This window comes from Xanthobacter dioxanivorans (assembly GCF_016807805.1).
In the GTDB taxonomy this organism is placed as follows: Bacteria; Pseudomonadota; Alphaproteobacteria; order Rhizobiales; family Xanthobacteraceae; genus Xanthobacter; species Xanthobacter dioxanivorans.
Genome location: NZ_CP063362.1, coordinates 954,858 through 971,148, shown reverse-complemented (window position 1 = coordinate 971,148; position 16,291 = coordinate 954,858). Strand labels below are relative to the sequence as shown.

At 70.2% G+C, this 16,291-nt stretch carries 15 protein-coding genes and 1 pseudogene; 8 read left to right on the top strand and 8 right to left on the bottom strand.

Going from position 1 to position 16,291, the window contains the following annotated elements; translation table 11 throughout:
- Nucleotides 1-273: 273 nt before the first annotated feature.
- The 6 genes from EZH22_RS04675 to smc form a co-directional block, all read right to left on the bottom strand.
- Nucleotides 274-765: a F0F1 ATP synthase subunit B family protein gene (locus tag EZH22_RS04675; protein WP_203194600.1), complete on the bottom strand. Its 492-nt coding sequence runs from the start codon at nucleotides 763-765 to the stop codon at nucleotides 274-276.
- Nucleotides 766-1,048: 283 nt separating this feature from the next.
- Nucleotides 1,049-1,750, bottom strand: coding sequence for a F0F1 ATP synthase subunit B (locus EZH22_RS04670; protein ID WP_231711294.1), 702 nt, complete (start codon nucleotides 1,748-1,750; stop codon nucleotides 1,049-1,051).
- Between the two features lie 93 nt (nucleotides 1,751-1,843).
- Complete coding sequence (locus tag EZH22_RS04665; protein ID WP_203194599.1) at nucleotides 1,844-2,071, bottom strand: F0F1 ATP synthase subunit C; 228 nt, start codon at nucleotides 2,069-2,071, stop codon at nucleotides 1,844-1,846.
- A 57-nt stretch (nucleotides 2,072-2,128) separates the two neighbouring features.
- Nucleotides 2,129-2,881 (bottom strand): F0F1 ATP synthase subunit A, encoded by a 753-nt coding sequence (locus tag EZH22_RS04660; protein WP_203194598.1) that lies wholly within the window; start codon nucleotides 2,879-2,881, stop codon nucleotides 2,129-2,131.
- Nucleotides 2,882-3,029: 148 nt separating this feature from the next.
- Nucleotides 3,030-3,416: an AtpZ/AtpI family protein gene (locus tag EZH22_RS04655; RefSeq protein WP_203194597.1), complete on the bottom strand. Its 387-nt coding sequence runs from the start codon at nucleotides 3,414-3,416 to the stop codon at nucleotides 3,030-3,032.
- A gap of 236 nt (nucleotides 3,417-3,652) precedes the next feature.
- Complete coding sequence (gene smc, locus EZH22_RS04650; RefSeq protein WP_203194596.1) at nucleotides 3,653-7,105, bottom strand: chromosome segregation protein SMC; 3,453 nt, start codon at nucleotides 7,103-7,105, stop codon at nucleotides 3,653-3,655.
- Between the two features lie 345 nt (nucleotides 7,106-7,450).
- On the opposite strand from smc, the gene trxA reads away from it, so the two are divergent.
- Nucleotides 7,451-8,368: a thioredoxin gene (gene trxA / locus EZH22_RS04645; RefSeq protein WP_203194595.1), complete on the top strand. Its 918-nt coding sequence runs from the start codon at nucleotides 7,451-7,453 to the stop codon at nucleotides 8,366-8,368.
- 12 nt (nucleotides 8,369-8,380) lie between these two features.
- The gene (locus EZH22_RS04640) at nucleotides 8,381-9,052 is read left to right on the top strand and encodes an LON peptidase substrate-binding domain-containing protein (RefSeq protein ID WP_203194594.1); all 672 of its coding nucleotides are present in this window, start codon (nucleotides 8,381-8,383) and stop codon (nucleotides 9,050-9,052) included.
- A gap of 40 nt (nucleotides 9,053-9,092) precedes the next feature.
- Here EZH22_RS04640 and EZH22_RS04635 read toward each other — a convergent pair whose 3' ends face one another.
- The gene (locus tag EZH22_RS04635; RefSeq protein ID WP_203194593.1) at nucleotides 9,093-9,440 is read right to left on the bottom strand and encodes a hypothetical protein; all 348 of its coding nucleotides are present in this window, start codon (nucleotides 9,438-9,440) and stop codon (nucleotides 9,093-9,095) included.
- A 32-nt stretch (nucleotides 9,441-9,472) separates the two neighbouring features.
- On the opposite strand from EZH22_RS04635, the gene EZH22_RS04630 reads away from it, so the two are divergent.
- Both EZH22_RS04630 and rpoH read left to right on the top strand, forming a co-directional pair.
- Nucleotides 9,473-10,633: an RluA family pseudouridine synthase gene (locus EZH22_RS04630; RefSeq protein WP_231711293.1), complete on the top strand. Its 1,161-nt coding sequence runs from the start codon at nucleotides 9,473-9,475 to the stop codon at nucleotides 10,631-10,633.
- Nucleotides 10,634-10,830: 197 nt separating this feature from the next.
- Nucleotides 10,831-11,733, top strand: coding sequence for an RNA polymerase sigma factor RpoH (gene rpoH, locus EZH22_RS04625; RefSeq protein WP_203194592.1), 903 nt, complete (start codon nucleotides 10,831-10,833; stop codon nucleotides 11,731-11,733).
- Between the two features lie 83 nt (nucleotides 11,734-11,816).
- Here rpoH and EZH22_RS04620 read toward each other — a convergent pair.
- Nucleotides 11,817-12,942, bottom strand: a pseudogene (locus EZH22_RS04620) (site-2 protease family protein).
- A 104-nt stretch (nucleotides 12,943-13,046) separates the two neighbouring features.
- On the opposite strand from EZH22_RS04620, the gene EZH22_RS04615 reads away from it, so the two are divergent.
- The 4 genes from EZH22_RS04615 (at nucleotide 13,047) to EZH22_RS04600 (ending at nucleotide 16,257) form a co-directional block, all read left to right on the top strand.
- A complete protein-coding gene (locus EZH22_RS04615; protein WP_203194591.1) occupies nucleotides 13,047-13,496 on the top strand; it encodes a MarR family winged helix-turn-helix transcriptional regulator in 450 nt (149 codons plus the stop codon).
- On the top strand, nucleotides 13,493-14,878 hold the full coding sequence (locus EZH22_RS04610; protein ID WP_203194590.1) for a multidrug effflux MFS transporter: 1,386 nt from the start codon (nucleotides 13,493-13,495) through the stop codon (nucleotides 14,876-14,878). Before EZH22_RS04615 ends, EZH22_RS04610 begins: the two co-directional genes overlap by 4 nt.
- Before the next feature lie 312 nt (nucleotides 14,879-15,190).
- Nucleotides 15,191-15,610, top strand: coding sequence for a cysteine rich repeat-containing protein (locus EZH22_RS04605; protein ID WP_203194589.1), 420 nt, complete (start codon nucleotides 15,191-15,193; stop codon nucleotides 15,608-15,610).
- A gap of 14 nt (nucleotides 15,611-15,624) precedes the next feature.
- Nucleotides 15,625-16,257, top strand: a complete 633-nt coding sequence (locus EZH22_RS04600; protein WP_231711292.1) for an OmpA family protein — start codon at nucleotides 15,625-15,627, stop codon at nucleotides 16,255-16,257.
- Nucleotides 16,258-16,291 lie beyond the last annotated feature (34 nt).

The following is a 16,291-nucleotide window of genomic DNA, read 5'->3' as shown; positions in this document are numbered from 1 at the left end:
GGATCGACAGGGCTCCGGGTGCGCGCCGGTTCCAGGCCGCGGGGCCAGGAGCAACGGGGTGGCATTCCGCAAGTGAGGAGGCTTCGCCGCTGCGCGTGCCACAGGTCCCGGCTTGCGGGCGGGTCCGCATTTCGGCTGGCCGGCGATCGTGACGCCGGCCTTTGTGGTTTTGGGGCGGCGGTGCGGCGCCTTGGCCGGGTGTTCCCCCAACGAAAAAGGGCCGCCGGATGGGCGACCCTTCGGGAATTGCGGCCGCTCGCGAGCGGAAGGAGATCAGTTCAGCTTGGACTTCAGCTCGGAGATGGCGCCGGACACGAGGCGCTCGGCCACCTCGCCGCGCGCACCGGCAGCCAAAAGGGTCTCGGCCGCCTTGGCCGCGGCGTCGGCGGCAATGGCCTTCACGTCCGCCACCGCCTGATGCTCGGCGAGGGCGATCTTTTCCTGCGCCATCCTGGTGCGGCGGGAAATGAAATCCTCGATCTTGGTCTTGGCCTCGGCGGCGAGGCGCTCGGCCTCCGCCTTGGCGGCGGTGACGATGGATTCGGCTTCTGCCTCGGCCTCGCGCTGCTTGCGCTTGAACTCGGCCACCAGCTTCTGCGCCTCCTCCTTGAGGCGGCGGGCCTCTTCGAGCTCGGCGGCGATGCGGTGGCCGCGGGTGTCGAGGGCCGACGCGATGGCCTTGTGGGCGCCCATGTAAGCGAGCAGGCCGACGAAGACCACGAAGGCGACGGCGACCCACAGTTCGGCCAGACTCATCTCGTTCATCACAGGGTCCTCAGATCCGTCGGCGGCGCGACTGCCGCATCCTCGAGGCTGTCGCCCCTTGTGCCAACTTTGTACGCCAACTTTGTACGCCAACTCGGCACGCTAACCGGGTGTGCCCACTCGGTCTTCGCGCGCCCCTGGCCCAACGGGCCCGGCCGGCGCGCGCTTACCCGCCATCCTGCACCCGTCGTCCTCGAACATGCCGTCCCGATGGTGACGGCGGTCGACGGGGCTCGCCCCGATCCGCCGCGTTCCGAACCGGCACCTTCGCGCCGCGACCCGCTCAGGCCGCGTCCTTCCTGGCCAGCGCCCCGTCCACGGCCTGCTCCACATCGGCGGTGGCCGGGGTGGTGCCGATGAGGGTGTTGACGATGGTATTGGTGGCATCCACCGCGATGCCCTTCACATGGGTGAGAGCCTCGGTCTTGGTGGAGGCGATCCGCTGCTCCGCCGCCGCCAGCTTGTCGGCGAGCTCGGCCTCGAGAGCCTTGCGGTTGGCATCGGAATCGGCGGCGAGGCGGTTCCGGGTCTCGCCGGCAATGGAATTGGCCTTGGCGCGCGCCTCGGCGAGCGCCTTCTCGTAGGAGGCCTGCGCGGCCTCGCTCTCAGCCTTGTGCTTCGCCGCTTCCTCGAGGTCGTCGGCGATGCGGTCGTGCCGCTCTTCCAGGATGCGGCCGATGCGCGGCAGCGCGATGCGGCTCATCAGGAGGTAGAGCAGACCGAAGCTCAGGACGAGCCACAGGAGCTGGGAGGCGAAGGTGGTGCCGTCGAAGGGCGGGAAGTGGCTTTTCTTCCCGTGGCCTTCCTCGGCATGGCCCGCCGCCGCGCCCGGTGCACCCTCATGGGTGCCCTGGCCATGGCTCGGCTGGGCGTGATCACCCTGGGCCGCCTGCGCGACCAGGGTCGCCGGCGCGGCGGGATCGCTCGCCGCCGAGAGGGGAGCCGCCAGAAGGACCGCACCCGTCATCGCCAGCGCGACAGTCATTTTCCACGACTTCATCATGGCTCGCCCGCTTTCGCACCAGATCTTGCTTCATGCCCGGGCGCTGACGCCCGGGGACCTCGTTGGTCCGGGCGCTCAGGCCACGAACAGGAGGACGAGGGCAACGACCAGCGCGAAGATGCCGAGACCTTCCGCGAGCGCCGCGCCGATGAACGCGCGGGCGAACTGGCCATCGGCCGCCGACGGGTTGCGCAGGGCGCCCGACAGGAAGTTGCCGAAGATGTTGCCGACGCCGATGGCGGCGAGACCCATGCCGAGGGAGGCGAGACCGGCACCAATGTACTTACCAGCTGCGGGATCCATGGGACTGCTCCTTGAGAATACGTTGATTGTGGGATCTTCCGATGCGCCGCCCCGGCCTCAGTGGCCGGGATGGATCGCGTCGTTGAGGTAGATGGAGGTGAGCACCGCGAAGACGTACGCCTGCAGCACCGCCACCAGAAGCTCGAGCGCCGTCAGCGCGACGATCATGAAGAAAGGCAGGGTGGCGCCGAACCAGCCGAGCACGCCCTGGGTGGCCAGGCCGACGACGAAGAAGGCGAACACCTTCAGCGCGATGTGGCCGGCCAGCATGTTGGCGAAAAGACGCAGCGACAGGCTGATGGGGCGGGAGAGGAACGAGACCACCTCGATCACCACCAGGAACGGCAGCAGGAAGCCCGGCACGCCCGACGGCACGAACAGGTGCAGGAAGTGGGTGCCGTGGCGGACGAAGCCGTAGATGATGACCGTGCTGATCACCAGCAGCGCCAGCGCCGCGGTCACGATGAGGTGCGCGGTGACGGTGAAGGTGTAGGGGATGAGGCCCACCACGTTCGCCACCAGCACGAACATGAACAGCGAGAACACCAGCGGGAAGAAGACCATGCCTTCGCCGCCGGCCGAATCGCGCACCATCTTGGCGATGAATTCGTAGCTCATCTCCGCCGCCGACTGCGCCCGGCCCGGAACCAGGGTCCGGCCGCGGGTGGCGTAGGTGAGGAAGAAGAAGATGATCGCCACGATGGCGAACATGAAGACGGCCGCGTTCGTGAACGAGAACTGAACGTTGCTGAAGTTCAGCAGGTCCACGTAGCGCTTGATCTCGAACTGGTGGATCGGATCGACGACCATCCGAACGCGCCCCCCTGCAGTGCGGCGCAAGCCGCCAAATGAATATCCGGCAAAGGCTGCTCGCACAGCATCAGCCGCGAAAAATCAGGCGGCGTCATGCCGCAAACACCTTTTCCGATCCCGCCGCGCCCCCAGAAAGGGGCGCCCGTCAGGACCCGGTCTTGCCGCGGCGCCCGCCTTCGCCCGACGCGCGCAGCATGTTCAGCACCCCGGCGGCAAAACCGACCAGCGTGAAGACGATCAGGCCGAATGGCGTGATCGAAAAGAGCCTGTCGATGCCGTAGCCGATGAGCGAGCCCACCAGAACGCCCGACACGAATTCCGCACCCAGCCGGAAGGCAAGGGCGACACCCGAGGGGGACGAGGTATCCCGCGCCTTGTCGGCGGCAGGCGTCCCAGCCTTCGCGCGCACCTGGCCCAACGAGGTGTTGAGCCGCTCGAGCCTTGCGGAAAGCTCGGTCTCGCTCGGCCGGGAACCTTCCGCCCCGTCCGGTCCTCGGTTCCCCCCTTGGGAGGCATCTTCAGGTCCGGACATGGCGCAAATCCCGGCACAGGTGAAAGGCGGTGGCCTTCCCCCTGGAAACCGCGGCGCACCATAGTTGTGTCAAAATTGGGTGTCAAGGCACGCCGCACTGATATCAACTAATTGATAAAAAAGAAGAAAATTGTGGCTGCGACATCGTGTTTCGCAGGTGTCCCGGGCCACCTTCCGTTTGGACGTTCCGGCCTTCGCCGCTGCGGGCGCCGTGCCGGTGCCGGGATGGGGCAGGCCTACACCGCCTCGCGCAGCTGCTCGGCGCTCTGGAGGTCCACGGACACCAGCCGTGAGATGCCGCGCTCGGCCATGGTGACGCCGAACAGGCGATTCTGGTGGGCCATGGTGATGGGGTTGTGGGTGATGGTGAGGAAGCGCGTGTCGGTGAGGCGGGTCATCTCCTCGAGCAGGGTGCAGAAGCGCTCCACGTTGGCGTCGTCCAGCGGCGCGTCCACCTCGTCGAGCACACAGATGGGCGCCGGATTGGTGAGGAACACGGCGAAGATGAGCGCCATGGCGGTGAGCGCCTGCTCGCCGCCGGACAGCAGCGAGAGGGTCTGCGGCTTCTTGCCCGGGGGCTTGGCGATGATGTCGAGGCCGGCTTCCAGCGGGTCGTCCGCCTCGGTGAGCACGAGCTGGGCCTCGCCGCCGCCGAACAGCGTGTCGAACAGCTTGCGGAAGTGCCCGTCCACCACCACGAACGAGGCCTGAAGGCGCTCGCGGGCCTCGCGGTTGAGGCTCTGGATGGCGCCGCGCAGGCGCTTGATAGCCTCGATGAGGTCGTCGCGCTCGGCCACCAGCTTGTCGTGCTGTCCCTCGGTTTCCCCCAGCTCCACGTCGGCGCGCAGGTTCACGGCGCCGAGGCGGTCACGGTCGCGCTTGGCCCGCTCCAGTGTCGCCTCGATGGCGGAGACGTTGGGGGCCGGCCCGTCGGCGGAAAGGCCGGCCTGCTCGCGGGCGAGCTCCGGCGGGCCATCGAGCGCGTCGGAAATCTCGCGCAGGAGGTCGTCGCGACGCTGGCGGGCGGCCTCCAGCCGGGCATCGGCGCGGGCGGCCTCGGCCCGCGTGCCGGACATGGCTTCCAGCGCCTCGCGGGCGGCGCGGTCCGCGGCGGCGAGCGCCGCTTCTCCTTCCGCCAGGCGATCGGCGGCCGCGCGGCGGGCGGCTTCGGCCGCCTCCAGAGCGGTCATGAGCGCCCGGCGGCGGCGGATGAACTCGGCCGGGGCGTCCTCCAGCGTCGCGAGCTCGGCCTTCGCCTCGCGTTCGCGGGCGGCCACGGCGGCGAGGCGATCGGCGGTGCCGCCGGCGCGCTGGCGCCACGAGCGCTCCTCGGCGGCGACGGCTTCCAGGCGCCGCAGCCGCTGCGTGCCGTCGCGGCGCAGCGTATCGACGCGGGCGCGGGCCTCGGTCAGCGCCGCGCGGCGCTCGCTGGTCTCGGCGCGGGCGCGGGCGAGCTCGGTTTCGAGCACCTGCGGCGCGTCGAGGGCGAGAAGCTGGCCCTGCGCCTCGTCCAGGCGCGTGTTCCCCTCTTCCCGCACGGCGGTGAGGCGGGTCCGCGCCTCCGCGAGGGCCGAGAGGCGGGCGAGGTGCTGGGCGGCGCGGCGCTCGGCCGCTTCCAGCGCCATGCGGCTTGCCTCGGCGGCACGCTGGGCGGCGCGGCGCGCCTCGCGGGCCGCATGCTCCGCCTCCGCGGCGTGCCGCAGCGTGCCGTCACGTCCGGCGAGGGTGGCGCGGACCTCCTCCAGATGGGCGGCGGCGATGGCTGCCTCCGCCTCGATGTCGGCGAGCCGGTTGCGCTCGGCGAGGCGGCGGGCGGCGGCGGTGGGAGCATCGGCGGCGGCGACGACGCCGTCCCAGCGCCACAGGTCGCCCTCGATGGAGACGAGGCGCTGGCCGACCTTGAGCTGGGCTGAGAGGCCGGGGCCCTGCCCGCGCGTCACGATGCCCACCTGCGCCAGGCGTCTGGCCAGGGCGGGCGCGCCGGATACGAAGCGGGCGAGGGGCTCGATCCCGGCCGGCAGGGCGGGGTCGGCCGAATCGGCCGCCGCGCCCGCCCAGCGCGCCGGGGCGGCGGCGTCCACCGGCAGGTCGAGATCGTCGCCCAAGGCCGCGCCCAGCGCCGTCTCGTAACCCTTGGCGACGGTCACGAGATCCGCCACCGGCGGAAAGCGCCGGTCGGAGGATTGCAGCAGCTTGGTAAGGGTGCGGGCCTCGGTGTCGAGCCGGCCGAAGCGGGACTGGGCTTCGGACAGGGCCGGGCGCAGCTCCTCCACGGCGCGGCGGGCGGCCGCGTGGGCGGCCTCCGCGTCCAGGCTCGCCTCCTCGGCCTCGGCCAGGGCATCGCGGGCGGCCTCCGCGTCGAGGCGGATGGTTTCCAGCGCGTCGGTGCCCGCCTGCTGTTTCAGGCGGGCTTCCTCGGCCTCCACCGAGGCGCGCTCGGCGGCATTGCGCCCGAGCCGGTCGCGGATTTCGCGGATCGCCTGTTCCAGGCTGGCGCGGCGTGCGCCAAGGTCGGCGAAATGGGCGGTCTTTTCCTCCAGCGCCCGCTCGGCGTCCTCCAGATGGGCCGCGGCCTCGTCCAGGCGCTCGGCGGCGACAGCTTCCTGCTCGGCCGCCTCCTCCTGGTCGAAACGCAGGGTCTCGGCCTCGGCGGCGAGGCGCTCCAGAACCCCTTCGGCGTCGGCGGAGAGGGCTTCTTCCCGGGCGGTGTCCTGGGCGAGCTGGACGAGGCGGCGCTCCAGCTCGTCCTTGCGGGCGGAAAGCCGCGCCTCCTCGGCGTCGAGCTCGGTGCGCGCATGGGTCAGCCGCTGCAGGCTGGCGGCGGCTTCCGCCTCCTTCTGCCGCAAGGGCGGGAGCGCGTGGGCGGCCAGCGCCTGGAGCCGCGAGGCCTCGGCCTGCAGGCGCGTATGCTCGGCGCCGTCGCGGCCGGCGGCCTCCACGGCCTGCTCGGCCTCGGCGAGGGCGCGCGTCACTTCGCCCCAGCGCAGCCAGAGCAGGGTCGCCTCGCACTGGCGGATCTCGGTGGCCAGCGCCTTGTAGCGCACGGTCTGGCGCGACTGGCGGCGCAGGCTCTCCACCTGGCTGCCGAGCTGGGTGATGACGTCTTCCAGGCGCAGCAGGTTCTGCTCGGCCGCCTTCAGCCGGGTCTCGGCCTCATGGCGGCGGGCGTGCAGGCCGGCGACGCCGGCCGCCTCCTCCAGGATGCGGCGGCGGGCGTTGGGCTTGGCGCCGACGATCTCGCCGATCTGCCCCTGCCGCACCAGGGCCGGCGAGCGGGCGCCGGTGGAGGCGTCGGCGAAGATGAGCTGCACGTCGCGGGCGCGCACGTCCTTCCCGTTGATGCGGTAGCTGGATCCGGATCCGCGCTCGATGCGGCGGACGATCTCGAGCTGGTCCCATTCGTTGAAGGCGGCGGGGGCCGTGCGGTCCGAATTGTCGAGGCTGAGCACCACCTCGGCGGAATTGCGCGCCGGCCGCCCGGTGGTGCCGGAGAAGATGACGTCGTCCATGTCCTGGGCGCGCATGGCCTTGTGGGAGCTCTCGCCCATGACCCACCGCAGCGCTTCCACGAGATTGGATTTGCCGCACCCGTTCGGCCCCACGACACCGGTGAGGCCGGGCTCGATCAGGAGATCGGTCGGCTCGACGAAGGTCTTGAAGCCCACGATGCGCAGGCGGTCGAACTTCATTCGGGCGAGACGGGCGTGCGCGTGGTGCGCGGCTCGGCGGGGGATGCGGTCATCGGGGCGGGGTGTGCCAGCCTTCCAGGTTGCGGTCAAACCCGAGCGTGCCCGCCGCCGCCGTGCGGCGCAAGCCTCGGCCGGGCAACGATCCACAGGGGGAAGGGTGCGGGGGCCGGGTGCGGGGCCCTCGCGCGCGCCTCCTGGTTGCATCAAGGCCGCCGTCTTACCTTCCGCCGCTGAAAGCGGTAGAACGGCGCGGAACGCCGATTGCGCGTGCGCGGCGAACGCCCATTTAAGGGCTGCCCCTCCGGCGACGGCCGGGGCGGGCCGGGATTTCGGGGATTGCGACACATGCTGTTGAACCAGGCGGGCGCCGGACAAGGCGCGGGCAACGTGGCGGCCGGCGGCGACATCATCGACACCACCACCCAGACCTTCTTGGCCGACGTGATGGAGGAATCCAAGCGCCGCCCGGTGCTGGTGGACTTCTGGGCGCCCTGGTGCGGGCCGTGCAAGACCCTCACGCCGGTGATCGAGAAGGCAGTGAAGGCGGCCAAGGGCAAGGTGCGCCTCGCCAAGCTCAATATCGACGACCACCCGGTGATCCCGGGCAAGCTCGGCATCCAGTCGGTACCCACCGTCTATGCCTTCGTGAACGGCCAGCCGGTGGACGGCTTCATGGGGGCACTGCCCGAGGGCCAGGTGAAGGCCTTCATCGAGCGCCTCACGGGTCCCGCCACCGACGGGCTGGAGGAAGCGCTGGCCACCGCCGAGGCCATGCTGGCGGAGGGCGACCTCGCCGCCGCCGCCGAGATCTTCGCCGGGGTGCTCGGCGAGGAGCCGGACAACCTGAAGGCCCTGGCCGGCCTCGTGCGCGCGCAGGTCGCGGCCGGGGCGCTGGATCAGGCCAAGGCCGTCCTCGCCCAGGTCCCGGCCGACAAGCAGAACGACAGCGCCGTGGCCGCCGCCCGTGCCGCGCTGGAGGTGGCCGAGCAGGCGGCCTCCCTCGGCGATCTCGCGACGCTCAAGGCGAAGGTGGATCTCGACCCCAACGACCACCAGGCCCGCTTCGAGCTCGCCCTGGCGTTCAACGCCAAGGGGCGGCGCGAGGACGCGCTCATCCACCTGCTCGACATCGTCAAGCGCGACCGCGCCTGGAACGAGGACGGGGCGCGCAAGCAGCTGGTCCAGCTGTTCGAGGCCTGGGGTCCCACCGATCCGCTCACCCTTTCGGGGCGTAAGAAACTGTCGGCGATCATGTTCGCCTGAAGGACTTTTTTCGTGGCTGCCAACCGTTCTTATCTGTCACCGGCGGAGGTTCCGGCGGTGATCCCGGTTTTTCCGCTCGCCGGCGCGCTGCTCCTGCCGCGCGCGGACCTGCCGCTCAACATCTTCGAGCCGCGCTACCTCGCCATGGTGGATGCGGCGCTCGCAGGTCCGCGCCTCATTGGCATGGTGCAGCCCGACGAGGCTGTGCCGGAGACCGCGCAGGGCCCCGGCCTGTACAAGGTGGGCTGCCTCGGCCGCCTCAGCCAGTTCAGCGAGACGGGGGACGGCAGGTATCTCATTACGCTGACCGGCATCTGCCGGTTCAGCATCGTGGAGGAACTCGCAGTCACCACGCCCTACCGGCAATTCCGGGTGGATGCGTCGCCGTTCGCCTCCGACTTCCAGGCCTCGGCCGGCGAGGCGGCGGTGGATCGCGAGGCGGTGCTCGCCGCGCTCGCGGCTTTCCTCGACGCCAACAAGCTGGAGGCGGACTGGGACGGCATCCGCCAGGCCGGCACCGAGACGCTGGTGAACGCGCTTTCGGTGATGTCGCCCTACGGGCCGCTGGAGAAGCAGGCGCTGCTGGAGGCGGAGAGCCTCAAGGCCCGCGCCGACATGCTGGTGGCCATCACCCAGATGATGCTGGCCCGCATGCCCGGCGACGGCGACGGCTCGCTGCAATAGGGCCGGAATTCACGGGTACCAAGGAAGGCTCCGGCCCGCCTCACGGCTCCACGGCGAAACGCAGCCGGCCGGCCGGCGCGAGGGTCCGGGCGTCGAAGGTGCGGATCTCGGTGGCGCCGGCCACGTCCAGGATCAGGACCACCACATCGCCCGACACCGCGGTGGAGACGATCTTCGCCCCCTTGGGCAGCAGGGCGGTCACCTCGCCGGTGGCGAGGGGCTTGGCCCGCAGCAGGCGGTAGGAAATGACGCCGAGCACCGCCGCCACGCCGATCACCATGATCAGCAGGGAGGCGCTGGAGAACCGGCGGAACTTGCGGATGATGCGTTCCTGCTCCGGCGTCAGCGCCTCTTCCGGGGTGTCGGTGGGGGGCGGGCGGTGGAACATGAGGGGCCCTGGCTCCTGATCGAAAAACGGAGATGAACGCGACGATGAACCCCGCCGAGGACGGCTTCGACGACGGCACCGTGGACCCGAACACAGTGGGCCCGAACACACGGGACCCGGACACCGTCGACCCCGATACCGTCGACCTGGACGAGGGCGAGACCCTCACCGTCCAGGCCGGCGCGGATGACGCGGGCGAGAGGCTCGACCGTGCGCTTGCGCGCCTGCTCGCCCCCCAGGCGCCGGACCTCAGCCGCACCCGCATCCAGCGTCTCGTTGCGGAAGGGCAGGTCTCCATCGGCGGGCGTGTGGTAGGGGACGCGGCCGGCCGGGTCAATGCCGGCGACATCTATACCATCCACCTGCCGCCTCCCGAGCCGGCGGCGCCGGAGCCGGAGAACATCCCGCTCGTCATCGTGTACGAGGACGCGCACCTTGTCGTTATCGACAAGCCGGCCGGGCTCGTGGTGCACCCGGCGCCGGGGCATTCCAGCGGGACGCTGGTCAATGCCTTGCTCCACCATTGCGGAGACACCCTGTCCGGCATCGGCGGCGTGCGCCGACCGGGGATCGTCCACCGCCTCGACAAGGATACGTCCGGCCTGCTGGTGGTGGCGAAGTCCGATGCCGCCCACAAGGGGCTCGCCGCGCAGTTCGCCGACCATGGCCGCACCGGGCCGCTGGAGCGGGCCTACCTCGCCTTCGTCTGGGGGATGCCGGAGCCGCGCGGCACCATCGACGCGCCCATCGACCGGCATCCCACCCATCGCCAGAAGATGGCGGTGCGCACCAGCGGCCGGCAGGCCGTGACCCATTGGGAGGTGGTGGAGGCGTATGCCGGGCACGGCCGCGCCAGTCCCCGCAACAAGGGGCTGGTGAAGGGCGAGGTGAGGACCGAGGAGGGGGTTGCGAGCCTCGTGGAATGCCAGCTGGAAACCGGTCGCACCCACCAGATCCGCGTGCACATGGCCCATGTGGGCCATCCGCTCCTGGGCGACGAGGTCTACGGCCAGGGGTTTCGCACCAAGGTGTCGCTGCTGCCGGATGCGGCGCGGGAGCGCCTTTCGGGTCTCGGCCGCCAGGCGCTGCATGCGGCCCGCCTCGGCTTCGCCCATCCGGTCACGGGCGAGACGCTGTCGTTCGAAAGCCCCCTGCCGGAGGACCTCGCCGCGCTCGCCGCCGCGCTTTCGTGATCATGCAGGCCTGATGGTGCAGGCCCGATCGTGCAAGCGTGATCGTGCAAGCACGCAAACATCTCTCGCGTCGACGTGAGAGGGTGAAACCTATCCGCGTTGCGTTCGTATCTATATCATGACGCGTCGCGGTCGGCGTCACGCGGCCGCACAGGCGGCCGCCCGGACGGGGACCGCGGTAGAAGGAGGCCTTCCTTATGGCCCAGAAGTCCATGCCCATTCCTTCCGCGGAAGGCGGGCTCTCGCGGTATCTGGAGGAGATCCGGCGGTTTCCCATGCTGGAGCCGCAGGAGGAATATATGCTTGCCAAGAGCTGGCGCGAGCATGGGGACCGCGATGCCGCACACAAGCTCGTGACGAGCCATCTGCGCCTCGTGGCGAAGATTGCCATGGGCTATCGCGGCTATGGCTTGCCCATTTCGGAAGTGATCTCCGAGGGCAATGTGGGCCTCATGCAGGCGGTCAAGCGCTTCGAGCCTGAAAAGGGCTTCCGCCTCGCCACCTACGCCATGTGGTGGATCCGCGCCTCCATCCAGGAATACATCCTGCGCTCGTGGAGCCTCGTGAAGATGGGCACCACGGCGGCGCAGAAGAAGCTGTTCTTCAACCTGCGCAAGGCCAAGAGCCAGATTTCCGCGCTGGAAGAGGGCGACCTGCGCCCCGACCAGGTCAAGCAGATCGCCACCAAGCTCGGCGTCACCGAGCAGGACGTGGTGGACATGAACCGCCGCCTGTCCGGTGACGCCTCGCTCAACGCCCCCATCCGCGAGGATTCGGAAGGCGGGGAGTGGCAGGACTGGCTGGTGGACGAGCGCCTCGACCAGGAGGAGCAGCTGGCCGAGAGCGAGGAGCTGGACAACCGGCGCTCGGCGCTCTCCGGCGCGCTGTCCGTGCTGAACGAGCGCGAGCGGCGCATCTTCGAAGCCCGGCGCCTGTCGGAAGACCCGATGACGCTGGAGGACCTCGCCTCCGAATTCGGCGTCTCGCGCGAGCGGGTGCGCCAGATCGAGGTGCGCGCGTTCGAGAAGGTGCAGAAGGCGGTCATGGACAAGGTGCGCCAGGTCGAGGCGCCGAAGACGGAAGCGATCGGCGCCGCCTGACGGCGCCGGTCAGACGCGCGACACGACGTTGCCGCGCGTCGCTTGGTCCTGCGTCGCCGCGCCCGCCCCGCGCGGGACGGGCGTCAGCCCGTCACCACCGGGTGCTTCCCCTTGGGGCGGTCGCCGAGGGCGATGTGGATCATCATCAGCTCGCCCACATTCTCCGGGGTCAGCAGGCCGACCAGCTTTCCGGCCGCATCCACCACGCCCACCGCCGGCGCCTGCGCGGAGGTGATGAGCTTCAGCGCGACATCGAGCTTGGAGCGGGCTTCCACCGTGGGCACGTCCGCCTGCATCACGTCCAGCACCGGCGTCTGCGGCCCCTGGTCCTTCAGCGCGCGGATCATGGCGTCGCGGGTGAGCACGCCGCGCAGCCGCCCGGCCCCGTCCACCACGGGGAATTCCTTCTGGGTGGAACGGATGAGCGCATCCGCCGCGTCGTCCACGGTGGCTTGCGGCCCGAGCGTCTCGAAATGCGTGATCATGGCGTCGGAGACGAGCAGCCCGCGCGAGGCCTCCTTGAGCTGCACCTGCCCCGCCTCGCCGGACGCGGCGAGGAAGACGAACACGCCGATGATCATCAGCATGGGGTTGGTGAAGATGCCGAGCAGGCCGAGGCCGATGGCGAGGCCCTGGCCGATGGAGGCGGCGGTGGCGGTGGCCTTGGCGTGGCTCATGTTCATGGCGAGCAGGGCCCGCAGCACGCGCCCGCCATCCATGGGGAAGGCCGGGATGAGGTTGAACAGCACCAGGAAGATGTTGGCTCCGGCGAGCTTCACCAGCATGGAGGTGCCGGGATCCTCGACCTTGGCGAGGTCCTCGGGCTTGAGGTCCGCCCCGTTCAGGCTCGCGCCGAGGATGACGAGCAGGATGGCGGCGATGACCACATTCACCAGCGGCCCGGCAATGGCCACCACCAGCTCCTCCGAGGGCTTCTCCGGAATGCGTTCGAGATTGGCGATGCCGCCGAAGGGCCAGAGGGTGACGTCGGGCGTCTTCACCCCGTAGTGCCGCGCGGCGAAGACGTGCCCGAGCTCGTGCAGCAGCACGCAGGCGAACAGCAGGGCCACGAACACGACGCCTTCCCACGCCGCCTGCCCCCCCGGAACGGTAATAGGCGGCCCAGATCCAGACCAGGAAGAGCAGGAAGGTGACATGGATGCGGATGGCGGTTCCGCCGACGCGGCCAATGGTCAGGGACCAGGGCATGAACGATCTCCGAACGGTGTGGTCCACACATAGCGCCTCGATCCCACGGCGCAATGACATTGGATCTTGATGATAAGGTAGACTTACTATATATTTGCCTTACTATGGATGAGCCCTCCCTTGGATTTGTGCTGGTGGATGCCGCGCGGCTGTTCCGCGGGCGCACCGACCGGGCCTTCGACGCCGCGGGCCTCGGCCTCACGGCCGGGGAGGCGCGGACCCTCGCCTACGTGAATTTCCATCCCGGCCTGCGGCAGATGGCGCTGGCCGAGAAGATGAACGTGGAGCCCATGACCCTCGTCGGCTTCCTCGACCGGCTGGAGGCGGCCGGGCTCGTGGAGCGGGAAGCCGATCCCAAGGACCGCAGGGCCAAGACCGTCTCGCTGACGCCGGCCGCCACGCCCTATCTCGCGGCGATCCGCGCTGCCGGGGCGCTGGTGCGCGCCGAGGCGACGGACGGCTTTTCCGAGGGCGAGCGGCAGATGCTGCGCGACCTCCTCCTCAGGGTGCGGGCCAATCTCGCCCGCGAGCACAAGTGCAGGGACGAACGATGAAGCCCGTCGGCCCAGGTCGGCCCTCGGCGGCGGCCGGCTACGCTGCGCCGGTGCCGCTGATGACGGAGCGGGAAGTGTGCGTGATCGGCGGCATGATGGTCATGCTCGGTCCCATCAGCCTGTCGCTCTACACGCCCGCGATGCCGGCGATGGTGGAGGCCTTCGGCACCACCATCGCGACGGTGAAGCTGACGCTGACCGTCTTCTTCCTCGGCTACGCCTTCTCGCAGCTCGCCTGCGGCCCCCTCTCCGATGCCTTCGGGCGGAGGCCGGTGGCGCTCTGGTTCTTCGGCATCTATCTCGTCGGCAGCCTGGTCGCCATGCTGGCGCCGAGCATCGCCTGGTTCATCGCCGGGCGCGCCCTCCAGGGCGTGGGGTGCGCGGCCGGCATCGCTGTCTCGCGGGCTCTGGTGCGGGACCAGTATACCGGGCAGGCGTCGGCCCGGATCATGAACCTCATCGGCACCATGCTGGCGGTCGGGCCGGCGGTGTCGCCGACGCTGGGCGGCATCCTCCTCGGCACCGTCGGCTGGCACGTGATCTTCGTCGCCATGGCCGCCTACGGGCTCGTTCTGGTGGCCGTGCTCGCCTTCCGCGTGCCGGAGACCAACCGCGCGCCCGATCGCCGCCTCGCCTCACCCTCCGGCGCGATCGCGAGCTATGCCCGCCTCCTCACCGACGCGGCCTTCATGCGCGCGGCGGTGGCGGCCGGGGCGGCGCTGGGCGGCATCTACACGCTCGCGGCACTCCTGCCCTTCATCCTGATCGAGCGGATCGGCCTCACGCCCACGCAGTTCGGTCTCGCCATGCTGATGCAGACGGGTGCGTTCATGAGCGGCACCCTCATCGCCCGGCCGCTGCTCAAGCGCTTCCACGCGCACAGCCTCATTCTCCCGGGTCTCGGCCTCGTGGCGACCGGGGCGGTGGGGCTGAGCCTTGGGCCGCTGCTTCTACCCCTCTCCACGGCGAGCGTGATGCTGCCCATCTCGCTTTGGGCCTGCGGCGTCGCCCTTCTCCTGCCCGGCTGCACCACGGGCGCGCTTGCGGGAGCCGGCCCCATCGCCGGGGCGGCCTCGGCCCTCATGGGCTTCCTGCAGATCGGCAGCGGCTTTCTCGGCACGTGCCTGTCGGTGTTCTTTCCCTCGCCGCTGACCGCGATGATGGTCATCGTGCCTTTGTTCGCGGCCACCGCGGCGGGTGCGCACCTGCTGCTGGCGCCACGCCGCGCGCCCGGTACCGCCGCGCCGCCGGTGGTCGCCGAGATGGACGACAGGGTGGAGGCGACCGACCTTGAGCTCGCCGCCGATCCGCTCGGCCTGGTGGGCGCCGCCGGTGACGAGATCGGGGCGGGAGCCGGGGTCAAGGTCCAGCGCGAGCGCTAGAGCGTTTTCGAGCGAAGTGGAGACCGGTTCGCGTGAAGAAAACGCGATCACGCAAAGACATGGAGCGTTTCCCCGATTCCATGAAACGGGGAAACGCTCTAGGACCGGGCAGGGTGCGCGTCGTCCGATCCGCCTGCCGTTGAAACCGGTCTGCGTGTGCTCCGGGGCGGGAGGGTCCGTGGCCGCCGAAAGCGTCGAGCGCGGGGGACAACATCCGCTTTTCAGCTTACGGCGCGTCATCGCGGTTGACCGGCGACGACCCGCGATGATCAAGTTCCCTGCTCGCCAAGGGGGGCGGGGAGGGGGGAAGAGATGAGACGTGCAGGACTGGTTCTGGCGGCGCTGCTGGCGCTGGCCGGCGCAGAGGCGCGCGCCCAGACCATCAGTTACGCCCAGGCTGCCGGCCTCCTGGCGCAGCATTGCGGCGGGGACATCATGAAGGTCTGCCGGGGCCTCAACCTCGGCAACAACGCCATCCACGACTGCCTGGTGCAGAATTCCGGGCGGCTTTCCCCCGCCTGCGCCGCGAACCACGCGGCCATCCGCGAGATGACCGAGGCCCGCGCTGCCGCCCAGCGCCAGGTCCACCAGGCCTGCGACCGCGACCGCGCGCAGTTCTGCCCCGGCCTCGTGGCCGGCGACGGCAACATCGTCTCCTGTCTGCTCGAGGCGTCCAAGGTGGTGAGCGCGACCTGCACCGCCTCCCTCGTCAATGCCGGCTACGCGCAGTGAAGGGAGCAGGGGGAATGACCATGACCTCGAACATGAACAGGCGCCTCGGCGCCGCCTTGCTCTTCGCCGGCGCGGTGTTGGCCGCTGTCTCGCTGCCGGGCGCCGCGCCCGCCGTCGCCCAGGCCTTCACGCCCAACAGCGAGATCGTCCAGGGGCTCCAGAGCTCGCTGGACAACGTGCCGCCGGTGTCCGCCGAGGCGCTGCGCGGTCTTGCCCAGGCGCACATGCAGTATTCCGGCCCGCCCGAGAGCCGGCCCCCGCTGGCGATCCAGCTCGACCAGCTGGCGCAGATCAATGTGGAGATCGAGTTCGACCTGAACTCGGCGATGATCAAGCCGGGCTCCTACCGCACCCTGGGCTCCATCGCCGACGCCATGCACAATCCGGTGCTGCTGGGCTACAAGTTCCTGGTGGTCGGCAACACGGATGCCACCGGCACCCGCGAGTACAACATGAAGCTGAGCCAGGAGCGATCCGACGCCGTGGTTTCCGCCCTGTCCACCACGTTCCGGGTGGATCCGCGCCGGCTTCAGTCCGCGGGCCTCGGCGAGGAGGCGCTTCAGGACGTGAAGCACCCTGACGCCGCCATCAACCGCCGCGTGCAGATCTTCAACATCGGCCGCGCCGGCGCCCTGCCGCAGCAATAGGCTTCGATCCGGTCGCCGGGGACAGCCGCCGCAG